13 protein-coding genes are annotated in these 15,064 nt (G+C 65.5%); 10 read left to right on the forward strand and 3 right to left on the reverse strand.

Annotation, left to right across the window (positions count from 1 at the left end):
• Window positions 1–25 precede the first annotated feature (25 nt).
• From ACQZF9_RS18370 to ACQZF9_RS18405, 8 genes are all read left to right on the forward strand, one after another.
• A complete protein-coding gene (locus tag ACQZF9_RS18370) occupies window positions 26–436 on the forward strand; it encodes a pilin (protein WP_428313456.1) in 411 nt (136 codons plus the stop codon).
• 44 nt (window positions 437–480) lie between these two features.
• A complete protein-coding gene (locus tag ACQZF9_RS18375) occupies window positions 481–2,487 on the forward strand; it encodes an O-antigen ligase family protein (RefSeq protein WP_428310412.1) in 2,007 nt (668 codons plus the stop codon).
• Between the two features lie 142 nt (window positions 2,488–2,629).
• A complete protein-coding gene (pilB, locus tag ACQZF9_RS18380; RefSeq protein WP_428310413.1) occupies window positions 2,630–4,336 on the forward strand; it encodes a type IV-A pilus assembly ATPase PilB in 1,707 nt (568 codons plus the stop codon).
• A gap of 142 nt (window positions 4,337–4,478) precedes the next feature.
• Window positions 4,479–5,699 carry a type II secretion system F family protein gene (locus ACQZF9_RS18385; RefSeq protein ID WP_428310414.1) on the forward strand — a complete coding sequence of 407 codons (1,221 nt, stop codon included), beginning with the start codon at window positions 4,479–4,481 and terminating at the stop codon, window positions 5,697–5,699.
• Between the two features lie 47 nt (window positions 5,700–5,746).
• A complete protein-coding gene (locus tag ACQZF9_RS18390) occupies window positions 5,747–6,622 on the forward strand; it encodes a prepilin peptidase (protein WP_428310415.1) in 876 nt (291 codons plus the stop codon).
• A gap of 3 nt (window positions 6,623–6,625) precedes the next feature.
• Entirely contained in the window at window positions 6,626–7,237 is a 612-nt protein-coding gene (gene coaE, locus ACQZF9_RS18395; protein WP_428310416.1) for a dephospho-CoA kinase, read from the forward strand.
• Between the two features lie 95 nt (window positions 7,238–7,332).
• Window positions 7,333–8,121 carry a cell division protein ZapD gene (gene zapD, locus ACQZF9_RS18400; RefSeq protein WP_428310417.1) on the forward strand — a complete coding sequence of 263 codons (789 nt, stop codon included), beginning with the start codon at window positions 7,333–7,335 and terminating at the stop codon, window positions 8,119–8,121.
• Window positions 8,122–8,131: 10 nt separating this feature from the next.
• A complete protein-coding gene (locus tag ACQZF9_RS18405; RefSeq protein WP_428310418.1) occupies window positions 8,132–8,344 on the forward strand; it encodes a DNA gyrase inhibitor YacG in 213 nt (70 codons plus the stop codon).
• Between the two features lie 116 nt (window positions 8,345–8,460).
• Here the strand turns inward: ACQZF9_RS18405 and ACQZF9_RS18410 are convergent, their stop codons facing one another.
• From ACQZF9_RS18410 to ACQZF9_RS18420, 3 genes are all read right to left on the reverse strand, one after another.
• A complete protein-coding gene (locus tag ACQZF9_RS18410) occupies window positions 8,461–9,390 on the reverse strand; it encodes a Nudix family hydrolase (protein WP_428310419.1) in 930 nt (309 codons plus the stop codon).
• Window positions 9,391–9,421: 31 nt separating this feature from the next.
• Window positions 9,422–10,639 carry a bifunctional glutamate N-acetyltransferase/amino-acid acetyltransferase ArgJ gene (argJ, locus tag ACQZF9_RS18415; protein WP_428310420.1) on the reverse strand — a complete coding sequence of 406 codons (1,218 nt, stop codon included), beginning with the start codon at window positions 10,637–10,639 and terminating at the stop codon, window positions 9,422–9,424.
• Between the two features lie 207 nt (window positions 10,640–10,846).
• On the reverse strand, window positions 10,847–12,130 hold the full coding sequence (locus ACQZF9_RS18420) for an acetyl-CoA C-acetyltransferase (protein WP_428310421.1): 1,284 nt from the start codon (window positions 12,128–12,130) through the stop codon (window positions 10,847–10,849).
• Between the two features lie 235 nt (window positions 12,131–12,365).
• Between ACQZF9_RS18420 and ACQZF9_RS18425 the strand changes: the two genes are divergently transcribed.
• Both ACQZF9_RS18425 and ACQZF9_RS18430 read left to right on the forward strand, forming a co-directional pair.
• Window positions 12,366–12,905: a thioesterase family protein gene (locus ACQZF9_RS18425; RefSeq protein WP_428310422.1), complete on the forward strand. Its 540-nt coding sequence runs from the start codon at window positions 12,366–12,368 to the stop codon at window positions 12,903–12,905.
• 22 nt (window positions 12,906–12,927) lie between these two features.
• Entirely contained in the window at window positions 12,928–14,979 is a 2,052-nt protein-coding gene (locus tag ACQZF9_RS18430) for an FAD-dependent oxidoreductase (RefSeq protein ID WP_428310423.1), read from the forward strand.
• Window positions 14,980–15,064 lie beyond the last annotated feature (85 nt).

Raw genomic sequence — 15,064 nt, forward strand, 5'->3', positions numbered from 1 at the left:
GTCCACCACAATCGGAGCGCTTCCCATGAAAAAAGCACAGCAGGGCTTCACCCTCATCGAACTGATGATCGTCGTCGCGATCATCGGCATCCTGGCCGCGATCGCGATCCCGGCTTACCAGAACTACGTCAAGAAGGCGCGCTTCGCAGAGTCCATCTCCGTTTCCGATGGCTACAAAGTTCCTGTTGCCGAGTGCGTCAACACTCTGGCGACGCTGACCGGTTGCACGGCCGGCTCGAACGGCATTCCGCCGCTGCCGGCGACGATGCCGACGAACGTCACCAGCGTAGCGGTCACCGACGGCGTGATCACGGTCACCGCCAATGCCAACGCGGGCGGCTACACAACGGTACTGACGCCGACCCTCGACAGCAGCGGTGTGATGCGCTGGACTCAGGGCGGCACTTGCTCAAGTGCGAACTTCTGCAAACAGTAAAGCAACGTCACCTAGCCCCAACTTAAGGGTTAGCCGAAGTAAAAATGCCGTCCCTAGTGGGCGGCATTTTTTTGCCCGCGGTTTCTACCCGGAGTCGTGCCATTTCCTCTTCTCAAAAGATCGGCCGGACCGGGATGGTATGGGCCTCGTTCGTGCTGGTGGTGCTGCTCGTACGCGTTGAGGATCAACTGTATCTGCTGGCCGCGGCGATCGCTTTGCTGCTATGTGTACTCGCTCTGGGCTTCAAGAATGCCGAAGAACCCGGCTCACTTACTTTTCCAACGGGCTGGATCGCCAAACTGGCCGTAGTCCATCTCACAGCTCTGTTCACGGTGAGCCGTTTCGGCACCATGCCTTGGTGCAGCTACTGGTTCGCTTGGATCATCGGGCTGCTTCCCATCGGTTATTTGCTTGGGCGGCAGCTCACCGGACAAATCCTGTTGTGGCCTGGACTGGCGCTGGTAGGGTTAAGCGTCTCCATATGGGCGTGCTGCCAGTACTTGGGCGGCGCCGAGCGCGTCAATGGCCCATTTCGGGATTTCAATTCGTTCGGCGCCCTGCTGTATGTCTTCCTGCTGCCCGCCACTGCCAAATATTGCGATACCCGACAATCGCCTATAAAACGCGGAGTGTATTTTGTTGGCATCGGCATCGGCTTGCTGGCGCTTTTTGCCACCTATTCGCGCGGGGCAATAGGTGTGATGGGTTTGATGGAGCTGGCCACCCTGGCAGTTATCTGGCGTACCGGCATCGGCGTGATCAGGCCCGCCATACAGATCGGGGGGCTGGCCGTTGTCTGCTATGCCGCAATAAAGCTCTATCAACCAGAAGCGCTGTCGCGGAGCCTTGATCTGGCTCACGATCCTTCCACACTCTTTCGAATCATGATGTGGAAATCGGCGTGGGCAGCGTGGCTGGATCATCCGCTGTTCGGCACGGGGCTTGGAACCTACCGCCTGCAGTATCTGTACTACCGATTGCCCGAAGAAACCGAAACTTCGGGCGACTTGGCGCACAACGACTACCTGCAGATGCTGATGGAAGGTGGCCCCGCACTGCTTATTTTGCTGCTCGCCTGGGGAGTAGCCGCGCTAGCGCTGTCGCTTAAAGCTTGGTCGGCTGCAGCTGCAAGTCAAAACGCTCGCGATCAGCGTTTTAAGGCAGCTGTGAGCTTTTCGATGCTAACGGCGGCTATCGGGCTATTCCTGCATGCCGGCGTCAATTTCATTTTTTATGTAGCGCCGCTTTCACTCGTAGCCGGGCTCTATATCGGCAATGCGGACGGTGCTCTTATCCCTGATCGTAGAACACGTTCCCTGAAAACAACGATCCGCCCTTGGTTCATGACCGGAGTAGCGAGCTTAGGAATTGCCTTGATTGCCGGCAGCCTGCTTCTTGACTGGGCAGCAAGCGCGATACTGACACCTACCAAGTTCACTCCATTTTCTACGGAACTTTCTGTTGCCGGAAAAGACCCCGAAGAACGCTATCGCGTCGCTGCTTTTTTTTCCACGCTGCGTCCAGGCAATGTTTCCGCGCTGCAGACTCAAACGGTTGCCGCAACCGAGCTCGCGTTCGTCCACAAAGGATCACCACTTGGTTCACTGTGGGCGCGGCTGGCTCTGGACAACGGGGAGGCCTGGCTACGAGCGAGCAGGCAAAACCCGTACGCGTATCAGGTTCTGGGGCAATTGCTGTGGCGCGTTCCATCGGCCCGCGGTGAGGTCGGATCCCTGCGGCCGTCGGAACCCGAGGCGCTGCTTCGCCTGGCGGTAGATCGGGCTCCCGCACGGCCGGAAGGTTACCGAGTGCTCGCTGCCTATCTGGAGAGCGAAGACCGGAAGGCCGAAGCACTGCGAGTGATCTGGTCGGCATTCACTTGGTCGAGGATTCCGCTTCCCTCAATGGAGACCGCGAACTATTGGAATGCGCTACTTGCCGAGGGCCGGACGCTGGGAGCCGAGCTGACTGCGTCCGCCAACGCGGCGCCCGAGACACGTCGGATAGCTCAGGATCTGCAAAATTTCAGACCGCCAGCTGTTGGAGACTAGCGAGGCCCGCGGGCAAGTCACCGATTCAAGGATTTCGTTTGACGCCCGCTACTGTCCAGACCAACATTGGATTGAGAGCGGGATCGCTCTATCGAACGGGATTGATCTATTGGCTGCTCCTCTGTCTTCAATAGCTTCACCGATGGCTCTGAACGGCCTCGCCCGCAAGCTCGTCGCCGATCAGCTGCTGGGCGAGGAGCAGGCGCGCGAGTTTCAGACCCGGGCGACGCGCAACGGCCAGGCCTTCGTCAGCCTGCTGGTCGAGTCCAAGACGGTGTCGGCACGCCGCATCGCGGAGGTGGCGAGCAATGACTTCGGGGCGCCGCTGCTGGACATGGCGGCGATCGACATCGATCCGAACCTGCTGAAAGACATCAGCGAGAAGATGTTGCGCAAGACGCATGCGTTGCCGCTGTTCCGGCGCGGCAGCACCTTGTTCGTCGCGGTGTCGGACCCGACCAACCTGGCGGCGCTGGATGAGATTCGCTTTGCCACGCGTACCCAGACCGAGGCGGTGGTCGTCGAAGAAGACAAGCTGACCAAGGCGATCGAGGCGGCGATACAGAAGCTTGGTGCCGCGTCGATGGACATTGGCGTCGGCGATGCCGACTTGGAGAACATCGACATCAGCGACGGCGCCGTCGCCGAGCTGCCCGACGTCACCAAGTCCGACGCGGATGAGGCGCCGATCGTGCGCTACGTGCACAAGATCATGCTCGACGCGATCGGCCAGGGCGCCTCGGACATCCACTTCGAGCCCTACGAGAAAACCTACCGCATCCGCTATCGCAAGGACGGCGAGCTGCGCACCGTGGCGACGCCGCCGATCGCCACCGCGATGCGCCTGTCGGCGCGCGTGAAAGTGATGTCGCGCATGGATCTGGCCGAGCGCCGGGTGCCGCAGGATGGGCGCATCAAGCTCAACCTGTCGCGCAGCAAGTCGATCGACTTTCGCGTCAGCACCTGTCCGACGCTGTGGGGCGAGAAGATCGTCTGCCGCATTCTCGACCCGAGCAGCACCCAGCTCGGCATCGACTCGCTGGGCTACGACGCGGTGCAGAAAGAAGCCTACATGCGCGCGCTCGACAAGCCGCAGGGCATGATCCTGGTGACCGGCCCGACCGGCTCGGGCAAGACCGTGTCGCTGTACACCGGCCTGAATATCCTGAACCAGGACGACGTCAACATTTCCACGGCCGAGGATCCGGCCGAAATCAATCTGCCGGGCATCAACCAGGTCAACGTCAACCCGAAAGTGGGCCTGACCTTCGCCGCCGCACTGAAAGCCTTCCTGCGCCAGGACCCGGACGTGATCATGGTCGGCGAAATCCGTGACCTGGAGACGGCCGAAATCGCGATCAAGGCGGCGCAGACCGGCCATCTGGTGCTGAGCACGCTGCACACCAACGACGCGCCGCAGACCATCGTGCGCCTGATGAACATGGGCGTGCCGGCCTACAACCTGGCCTCGACCCTGACACTGATCATCGCGCAGCGTCTGGCGCGCAAGCTTTGCCCCAGCTGCAAGCGCCCGGCCAGCATTCCGCGCCCCGAGCTGATCAAGGAAGGCTTCACCGAGGCCGAGGTCGATGCGCCGAATTTCACGCTGTTTGAAGCGGTCGGCTGCGACCAGTGCGACCGCGGCTACAAGGGCCGTACCGGCATCTACCAGGTGATGCCGTTCTCCGAGGCGATGGGCCGCATCATCATGGAAGGCGGCAGTGCGATGGACATCGCCGACCAGTCCGAGCGCGAAGGCATCCCCAACCTGCGCCAGTCGGCGCTGAAAAAAGTGCGCGAGGGCGTCATCGATCTGCTCGAAGCCAACCGCACCACGGTGGGCGAGTGATCCGTGCCGCCAGTCGGCGCGATGCTGCACGCGCTGCCGCGATGCGCTTTGATGGCGCCTGCCCTCTCCCGGCGCTTCGCGCCACCCTCTCCCGCTTTCGGGAGAGGGGAATGATGCGGGCTTAAGCAGGCTCGGGATCGCGATGGCGCAGGCAGCACTTACCGTCAAGGAACACACCTTCCTGTGGGAAGGCATGGACCGCAAGGGCGCACGCGTCAAGGGTGAGAGCCGCGGCGCCAGCGAGAGCCTGATCAAGACGCAGCTGCGCAAGCAGGGCATCAACCCGCTCAAGGTGCGCAAGAAGCTCGAACTGTTCAGCCGCAAGAAGAAAATCAGCGCCGGCGACATCGCGATCTTCAGCCGCCAGATGTCGACGATGATGAGCGCAGGCGTGCCGCTGGTGCAGTCGCTGGAACTGATCAGCCGCGGCAACCAGAATCCGACGATGGCCGAGATGGTCATGGGCATCAAGGTCAACATCGAGGGCGGCTCGTCGTTCTCGGAGTCGCTGGCCAAGTATCCGCTGCAGTTCGACGACCTGTTCGTCAACCTGGTCGATGCCGGTGAACGTTCCGGCGCGCTCGAGGCGCTGCTCGACAAGATCGCCACCTACAAAGAGAAGACCGAGGCGATCAAGAAAAAGGTCAAGAAGGCGATGACCTATCCCAGCGCGGTGCTGGTGGTCGCGTTCATCGTCACCGGCATCCTGCTGTACTTCGTCGTGCCGCAGTTCGAGGACCTGTTCAAGGGCTTCGGCGCCGATCTGCCGGCGTTCACGGTCATGGTCATCGGCATGTCGCGCTTCATCCAGGACAAGTGGTGGCTGATCGCCGGCATCATCGGCGGCGCGATTTTCGCGTTCGGCTATTTCTATCCGCGCTCGCTGAAGATGCGCCGCTTCCTCGACCGCACGCTGCTGAAAGTGCCGGTGGTCGGCGACATCCTCTACAAGTCCGCGGTGGCGCGTTTTGCGCGCACGCTGTCGACGATGTTCGCGGCCGGCGTGCCGCTGGTCGAGGCGCTGGATTCGGTGGCGCGCGCGGCCGGCAACATCGTGTTCCACGACGCGATCATGATCATGAAGGACCAGGTCTCGACCGGCCAGCAGCTGCAGCTGACGATGATGCAGAGCGCGCTGTTCCCGCCGATGGCCACGCAGATGGTCGCGATCGGCGAGGAATCCGGCTCGCTGGACGAAATGTGCGCGAAGGTCGCCGAGTTCTACGAGGCCGAGGTCGACAACATGGTCGACTCGCTGTCCAGCCTGCTCGAGCCGATGATCATGGCGATCCTCGGCGTGCTGGTGGGCGGCCTGGTGGTGGCGATGTACCTGCCGATCTTCCAGCTCGGCCAGGTGGTTTGAGCTTGGCTTTCCCTCTCACGGAAGAGGGGCACCTCTAAAATGAATCCATGGCCCTGATCGACGCGCTCCACTCCAGTCCGACCCTGCTGCTGATCGTCATCACGATCCTCGGCCTGCTGATAGGCAGTTTTCTCAACGTCGTCGCCTACCGGCTGCCGCTGCGGATCGAGCAGGATTTTCGCAACGCCTGCCGCGACAGCTTCGGCGCGCCGGCGGAAATCCCGGGCGAAAAACTCGTTTCGCTGATCCGCCCGGGCAGCCAGTGCCCGCATTGCCATACGCCGATCAAACCCTGGCACAACCTGCCGGTCGTGGGCTGGCTGATGCTGCGCGGCAAGTGTGCTGCTTGTGCCGCGCCGATTTCGGTGCAGTACCCGATCGTCGAAGCGGTCACCGGCCTGATGTCGGCGGTCTGCGCCGTGCATTTCGGCGCGACACCGCAACTGCTCGCGGCGCTGGTGCTGACCTGGTCGCTGATCGCGCTGACCGTGACCGACCTGCGCACGATGTACCTGCCCGACGACCTGACGCTGCCGCTGCTGTGGACCGGCTTGGTGATCAGCCTGTGGGGCGTGTTCGCGACGCCGGCGGAGGCGATCCTCGGCGCCGCACTCGGCTACGGCCTGCTATGGGGCGTGTTCCACCTGTTCAGGCTCGCCACCGGCAAGGAAGGCATGGGCTATGGCGATTTCAAGCTGCTGGCCGCACTCGGCGCCTGGCTGGGCTGGCAGGCGCTGCCGCAGATCGTGCTGCTTTCGGCCCTGGTCGGCGCCGCGGTCGGCGTCGCGCTGATCGTGTCGCGCCGCGCCGAGTGGAGCTCGCGGATTCCGTTCGGGCCGTATATCGCCGGCGCCGGCTGGATCGCGCTGATCTGGGGCGAGCGCATCAATCACGCCTATCTGGCTTACATCCAGCCGCACTGAAGCATGTCCAGACTCACGATCGGCCTGACCGGCGGCATCGCCAGCGGCAAGACCCTGGTCGGCGACGCCTTCGTCGCGCTCGGCGTGCCGGTGCTCGACGCCGACCAGGTGGCGCGCGACGTGGTCGCGCCGGGCGAGCCGGCGCTGGCGCTGATCGCCGAAGCCTTCGGCGCCGACGCGCTGGCCGCCGACGGCACGCTGGACCGGCGGCGCATGCGCGAGCGCGTGTTCGGTAACCCGGACGAGCTGCGCCGGCTCGAGGCGATCACCCATCCAGCGATCCGACGGCGCATGCGCCACTGGCGCGACGCGCAGACCACGCCGTACTGCATGCTGTCCGTCGCGATCCTGGTCGAAGCGCCGAAGATGCGCGAGCTGGTCGACCGCGTGCTGGTGGTCGACGTGCCGGTGGCGACTCAGATGGCGCGGCTGACGGCGCGCGACACCGTCGACGAGACCCTCGCGCGGCAGATGATCGCGGCACAGGCCAGCCGCGAGCAGCGCCTGGCGGCGGCCGACGACGTCATCGTCAACGACGCCAGCGTCGAGCAGACCTTGATCACGGTGCGGACGCTGCACGAACGCTATCTTCGCGAGATCGAAAACTCCCGCTGAAGTCCGTCTATGCCTCGTGAAGCAGCGCTGATTCTCATTTGCGGTGACTGGTGCACTGCGTCACAATCCGGGCCACTTTTGTTCAGCTACCGCCCGTGACTTCAGGATCGGCCGAGGCAATCGACTCCATCTGCTTCGAGCAGCCGCTCAACGAGCGGGTGCGGACCTTCCTGCGGCTGGAGTTCCTGTTCGGCCAGCATGCGCATCATCGCCAGGACCGCAGCCAGTACGGCCTGCGCGCGCGCCTGCAGACCCTGCTCGACACGCTCACCGTGCTGTCGCGCTCGGACCTGAAGAAAGACATCCTCAAGGAGCTGCTCGAACAGCACGCGCATCTGACGCGGCTGGCCGCGCGCCCCGGCGTCGACCCCGATCGGCTCGGCCATGTGCTCAAGGAGCTGACCACCTCGGTCAACGGCCTGCAGCAGCTGGCGACACAGTTCGCCGGCAGCGCGCTGCGCGACAACGAGTTCCTGATCTCGATCCACAACCGCACCTCGATCCCCGGCGGCAGCTGCGGCTTCGATCTGCCGGCCTACCACTTCTGGCTGTCGCAGCCCTACGACGTGGTCAACCGCGATCTCGACGCCTGGTTCGCCGACCTGGCACCGTTCGAAGTCGCGATCGGCCTGTACCTGAAGCTGCTGCGCGGCAGCACCGAGCTGACGCCGGCCGTCGCCCGCGGCGGCCTCTACGTGCACGCGCCTCAGGGCCCGGTGCAGCTGCTGCGCGTGTTCGTGCCGCATTCGGCCGCCGCGTATCCCGAGATCAGTGCCGGCGCACACCGCTTCACGATCCGCTTCGTCAGCTTGCGCGACGTCAACCGGCGCAGCAGCCAGGTGCACAGCGACGTGCCCTTCAGCATCCAGTGCTGCACGCTCTGAGCCTCGGCTGATGACCGCCCCGAGAATCGGCCGCTGCCCGCAGTGCAGCTCGCCCGCCACGCTGGAAGCCAGCAACCCCTTCCGCCCGTTCTGCAGCGAGCGCTGCAAGCTGCTGGACTTCGGCGCCTGGATCAATGGCCAGTACACCATCCCGGCGGTCGAGAATGACATCGACGGGGATGAGATCGATCCGAACGAGATTCCGCGGGATCGGCTGCAGTAGAGCGGGTCGCTACCCGCTTTTTTTTACCGCTGCTGCGCCTTCACCTGTAGGAGCGGACCCTGTCCGCGACTGGGCCGTCGCAGCCTCAGTCGTGGACAGGGTCCGCTCCTGCAAGCTCAGTCTCTCCAGTAGGCGTTGATCCCAGCACAGCCCTGGCCACCGTGGTTCCAGGCCTGCTCGTGGTCGCGCGCACCGACGCCGCCGATCGCATACACCGGCAGCCCGGCTTCCAGCGCGGCATCGCTGAAACCGCCCCAGCCCAGCGGCATCTGGCCCGGATGCGAGCGCGTCGCCAGCACATGGCCGAGCACGGCGGCGTCGGCATCGAGCGCGTTCAAGGCCAGCAGCTCGTCGCGCGTGTGAGCCGAGCCGAAGAATGCCGGCACATCGGGCCGCGATTTCAGATCGCGCCAGGCCGCGACCGGCGCGTGCCAGCCGCAAGCCAGTGTTCGCGACAGCTCGACGCTGCGATCGAGCACCAGCTTCAAGCCGGCCCGCTGCACGTCGCCGGCAAGCGACGATGCGAGCGCCGCATAGGCTGCGTCGCTCAGACCGGGCAGCCGCAAACGCAGCAGCGCCGGCTTCGGCAGACGCGGCAGGCGGGCGCGGATCGCGGCCTCATCCATCGTCGGCGCAGTGAACACGTAGTCCGCCGGCAGCCGCAGCGGCTTCATGATCGGCGCGACGGTCGGCAGGCAGTCGTAACCGCTCACGGCATCCAGCGCGGCCCAGGCCAGCGCCTGGTTTTCGCGTGACTCGGGCTCGCCGTCGAACGCGCTGACCAGCCAGGTATCGAGCACGACGATGCGGTTGCTATAGGCGTGGCGCAGACGGATCAGCGGCCGCGCGCCACGAACCGTGACGCCGAGTTCCTCGAACAGCTCACGCGCGAGCGCGGCCGACGCCGACTCGCCGGGCTCGATCTTGCCGCCGGGGAATTCCCAGAAACCCGCCGCGATCTTGCCCTCGGGGCGCTGCGCCAGCAGCACCGCACCGTCCGCTCGCTGCAGAACGCCGCAGGCGACGTGGATCAGCGGCAGCGTCACTAGGTCCGGACTCGTCGTTTTGACGTACCGCTCAAGTGCGGTACTCGGCGTTGATCTTGACGTAGTCGTAGCTGAAGTCGCAGGTCCACACGGTGGCGCTGGCCGTGCCGGCGCCGAGGCCGATGCGGATCGCGAACTCTTCTTTTGCGACGACGGCCGAACCCAGGGCATCGGTGTACGAAGCCTGCGGCTGGCCGCCGCGCAGCAGCGGCACTTCGTCCAGCGACAGGTCGACCTTGGCCGGATCCACCGGCACGCCGGACTTGCCGATCGCCATGACGATGCGGCCCCAGTTGGCATCGGAGGCAAACAGCGCAGTCTTGACCAGCGGCGAATGCGCGATCGCCAGCGCGACCTGGCGTGCCGCCGCTTCGTCGCTGGCACCGCCGACTTCGATGGTGACGAACTTGGTCGCGCCTTCGCCGTCGCGGACGATCGCATGCGCGAGTTCGAGGCAGACCTGCTCGATCGCCGCGTAGATCAGCGCGTAGTCGGCGCTACCGGTTTCGACATCGGCGCTGCCGACCTGCGCGGTCGCGAACAGCACGCAGGAGTCGTTGGTCGAGGTGTCGCCGTCGACGGTGACGCAGTTGAAACTGCGCGACGCCGCGGTTTTCAGCGCCGCTTCAACGGCAGCCGACGACAAGCGCGCGTCGGTGCCGACATAGGCCAGCATCGTCGCCATGTTCGGATGAATCATGCCGACGCCCTTGGCGATGCCGGTCACCGTGACGTCGCCCTGCGAGGTTTTCACGCGCCGCGTCGCGCCCTTGCCGACGGTGTCGGTGGTCATGATCGCGCGCATCGCGGCGAGCCAGCCGTCGGCGCGCAGATCGGCTTGCGCCGCCGGCACCGCAGCCGTCATCCGCGAAACCGGCAGGCGCTGGCCGATCACGCCGGTCGAGAACGGCAGGACCTGCGCGGCTTCGCAACCGACCGCGGCCGCCACGCTGGCGGCCACGATGCGTGCATCATCGAGACCGCCCTGCCCGGTCGCCGCATTGGCGTTGCCGGCGTTGACCACCAGCGCGCGCACCGCGGCGCCACTGGCGAGCACCTCGCGGCAGACCTGCACCGGCGCGGCCGCGAAGCTGTTCTGCGTGAACACGCCGGCAACCCGCGAGCCCGGCGCCAGCTCGATCACCAGCAGATCCTTGCGCCCCGGCTTCTTGATCGCGGCCTCGGCCACGCCCAGGCGCACGCCGGCTACCGGGTCAAGGATTTCGGGGGCTCGGTAGGCGACGGGCATTGGAGTTCTCGCGGCTGTGAAGCAAAAGGGCCGCGAATTGTAGCGAAGCCGGTATTACGCATGACGAACGAAGAAAACCCCGTTCGTCCCGAGTAGCCCGCGCTTTTGCGGGGGTATCGAGGTGGCCGCGCAATCCGGTCCCTCGATACGCCGGGCAAGCCCGGCTACTCGGGACGAACGGGGTGGGTTCCCGCGTCCCGCTACAGACTAGCGCTCGACGATCGCCACCACGCCCATGCCGCCAGCGGCGCAGATCGAGATCAGGCAGCGGCCGCCGCCGCGCTGTTCCAGCAGCTTGCCGGCGGTGGCCAGGATGCGGCCGCCGGTAGCGGCGAACGGATGGCCCAGCGCCAGGCTGCTGCCCTTGACGTTCATCTTGCTGCGGTCGATCGCACCCAGCGGCTTGGCCAGGCCGAGACGCTCGTGGCAGAACTTGGGATCTTCCCAGGCCTTGAGCGTGCACAGCACCTGCGCGGCGAACGCCTCGTGGATTTCGTAGAAGTCGAAGTCCTGCAGCGTCAGGCCGGCACGTTCGAGCATGCGCGGCACCGCGTAGCAGGGCGCCATCAGCAGGCCTTCCTTCTTGACGACGAAGTCGACGGCGGCGGTCTCGCTGTGGGTCAGGAAGGCCTGCGGCTTGAAGCCGTGCGCGTCGGCCCATTCCTCGCTGGACAGCAGCGCCGCGGAGGCGCCGTCGGTCAGCGGCGTGGAGTTGCCGGCGGTCAAGGTGCCCTTGCCGGACTTGCGATCGAACGCCGGCTTCAGGCTCGCCAGCTTCTCGAGCTTGCTGTCACCGCGCAGGTTGTTGTCGCGGGTGACGCCGGCGTATTCGACGATCAGGTCGTCGAAGAAGCCTTCGTCATAGGCCTTGGCGGCTTTCAGGTGCGATTCCAGCGCCAGCAGGTCCTGGGCCTCGCGCGGGATGTTCCATTCCTTGGCCATCACTTCGCAGTGCTGGCCCATGCTCATGCGCGTGCGCGGCTCGCCGTTGTTCGGCGCCGACGGCGCCAGCATCGCCGGGCGGAAGCGGCTCAGGATCTGCAGGCGCTGGCCGGCGGTCTTGGCGCGGTTCAGGTCGAGCAGGATGGTGCGCAGCTTGTCGCCGACCGCGATCGGCGCGTCGGAGGCGGTGTCGACGCCGCCGGCGATGCCGGATTCGATCTGGCCGAGCGCGATCTTGTTGCCGACCAGGATCGCCGCTTCCAGGCCGGTGCCGCAGGCCTGCTGGATGTCGTAGGCCGGCGTTTCCGGTGCCAGGCCCGAGGACAGCACGCATTCGCGCGTCAGGTTGAAGTCACGCGAGTGCTTCAGCACCGCGCCGGCGGCGACTTCGCCGATGCGCTCGCCCTGCAACTGGTACTTGTCGACGACGCCGCGCAGCGCGGCGGTCAGCATGTCCTGGTTGCTCTTGTACGAGTAGACCGTGTTGGAACGGGCGAAAGGAATGCGGGCGCCGCCCAGCAGGGCGACTCGACGACCGAAGGTGCTCATGGGGATAGATCCAGAGGTTTTAGAAATTTTTGAAGCCCCAAGCTTAGCGCGCCGCTAGTCGACGCTGCCGTACCGGCCCGGGCTCTTGACGCACGCAGATTCGGGCCTGGATGCTGCGCGCGCCATGGCGGGGCCGACACGCAAGTCTGGCGTGCGCGTCAGTGAGATCGACCGTGGGCGGGCTAATCTGCCGACATTCCCCTACATCGCTACGTCCGCCCTCCGGAGACCGAGCTTGCTGCTGCGTACCCTTTTCATCGTGCTGACCAGCCGGCTGCGCGGCCTGTTGCCGCTGCTGGGCACCAGCGTGCTGCGCATGCGCGTGATGCCCGGCGATCTCGACAGCAATCTGCACATGAACAACGGCCGCTACTTCAGCGTCGCCGACCTCGGCCGCTTCGATCACGGCCTGCGCAGCAATCTGTGGAAGCGCGCACTGCGCCGTGGCTGGCGCCCCGTGGCCGGCGATGCCAACGGCCGTTTCTCGGTTTCGCTGCGCCCGTTCCAGCGCTTCGAGCTGCATACGCGGCTGCTCGGCTGGGACTCGAAATGGTTCTTCGTCGAGCATCGCTATCTGCTCGGCCAGCGCGTCGCGGCCCTGGTCGTGATCCGGTATCTGTTCATCAGCAAAAAAGGCAATGTGCCGACGCGCCTGGTGCTGGACGCCAGCGGCCACGCCGCGGACTCGCCCGAGCTGCCGGCCTATGTCGCGCAATGGCGCGATGCCCAGAGCGCGCTGGTGGCGCAGCTCAAGGCCGAGCGCGGCGCGCAATAGTTTCTTCCTTTAGAGGTTTGTCATGTCCCACTACCCGCATCTGCTGGCTCCGCTGGACCTCGGCTTCACCCAGATCAAGAACCGCGTGCTGATGGGCTCGATGCACACCGGCCTGGAGGATCGCCGCAAGCATTTTCCGCGGCTCGCCGAATACTTCGCCGAGCGCGCGCGCGGCGGCGTCGGCCTGATCGTCACCGGCGGTTTTTCGCCGAACATCGAAGGCTGGCTGCTGCCGCTGGCGTCGAAGCTCTCCACCAGCGCCTCGGCACGCGCGCATCGCGTGATCACCGATGCGGTACACGCCGAGGGCGGCAAGATCGCGCTGCAGATCCTGCATGCCGGACGCTACGGCTATCACCCGCTGTCGGTTTCGGCGAGCAGGATCAAATCGCCGATCACGCCGTTCACGCCGCGCGAACTGTCGACGCGCGGCGTCGAGCGCCAGATCCGTGCGTTTGCACGCTGTGCAGCGCTGGCTCGCGAGGCCGGCTACGACGGCATCGAGATCATGGGCAGCGAAGGCTACTTCATCAACCAGTTCCTGGCGCCGGGCACCAATCAGCGCGACGACCAGTACGGCGGCAGCGTCGACAACCGCCAGCGGCTGGCGCTGGAAATCGTCGAGCGTTCGCGCGCCGCGGTCGGCAAGGATTTCATCATCATCTATCGCCAGTCGCTGATCGACCTGGTGCCGGGCGGCCAGACCTGGGACGAGATCGTGCAGCTGGCGCGCGGCATCGAAGCCGCCGGCGCGACGATGATCAACACCGGTATCGGCTGGCACGAGGCGCGGGTGCCGACCATCGTCACCAGCGTGCCGCGCGCGGCCTTCGCCTGGGTCACGAAGAAACTCAAGGGCGAAGGCCTGAAAATTCCGCTGGTGACGACCAATCGCATCAACGCGCCGGAGGTGGCCGAGCAGCTGCTGGCCGACGGTTACGCCGACATGGTCAGCATGGCGCGGCCGCTGCTGGCGGATCCGTATTTCGTCAAGAAAGCGGCTGAAAACCGCGCCGACGAGATCAACACCTGCATCGCCTGCAACCAGGCCTGCCTGGATCATGCGTTCCAGAACAAGGTCGCGAGCTGCCTGGTGAATCCGCGCGCGGCACACGAAACCGAGCTGAAATACGAACCGGTGACGACGAAGAAACGCATCGCGGTGGTCGGCGCCGGCCCGGCCGGCCTGGCCTGCGCCACGGTGCTCGCCGAGCGCGGGCATGAGGTCGAGCTTTTCGACTCGGCCGATGAAATCGGCGGCCAGTTCAACATGGCCAAGAAGATTCCCGGCAAGGAAGAATTCCACGAGACGATTCGCTACTTCAGGCGGCGCATCGACGTCACCGGCGTCAAGTTGACGCTCGGCCAGAGAGTCGATGCGACGCAGCTCAAAGCCGCCGGCTTCGACGAGGTGGTGATCGCCACCGGCGTGTCGCCGCGTAATCCCAAGATCCCCGGCCAGGCCGAAGCCGAAGCGGCGGGCCGCGTGCTGTCCTACGTCGACGTGCTGCGCGGCGGCGCCGCCGTCGGCAAGCGCGTGGCGCTGATCGGCGCCGGCGGCATCGGCTTCGACGTCGCCGAGTTTCTGGCCAGCGACGGGCATTCGACCGCGCTGGATCTGCCGGCCTGGCAGCGCGAATGGGGCGTCGGCGATCCGAGCGAGGCGCGCGGCGGCGTCGCCGGCGTGATTCGCGATATCGCGCCCAGCCCACGCGAAATCTGGCTGCTGCAGCGCAAGCCCGGCAAGCCCGGCGCCGGCCTGGGCAAGACCAGCGGCTGGGTGCATCGCGCGAGCCTGCAGATGAAGGAAGTGAAGATGATCCCCGGCGTGAACTACGAGGCGATCGAGGCCGGCGGCCTGCGTGTCAGCTACGGTGAGAAGCGCGAGCGGCCGCAGCTGATCGAGGTCGACCACATCGTGCTCTGCGCCGGTCAGGAGCCGCTGCGCGAACTGGAGGAGCCGCTAAAAGCCGCCGGCGTCAGCGTGCACCGCATCGGCGGCGCCGACGTCGCCTCCGAGCTGGATGCCAAACGCGCGATTGACCAGGGCAGCCGCCTGGCCGCGCGGCTTTGATTCACCGTAGCCCGGGTGAACCCCCGGGTTTCACCCGGGCTACGGGCGCGATTTACCAGCCTTGCACCGAATCGAGGAGACTAAA

The organism is Hydrocarboniphaga sp., assembly GCF_965279055.1.
GTDB lineage: Bacteria > Pseudomonadota > Gammaproteobacteria > Nevskiales > Nevskiaceae > Hydrocarboniphaga.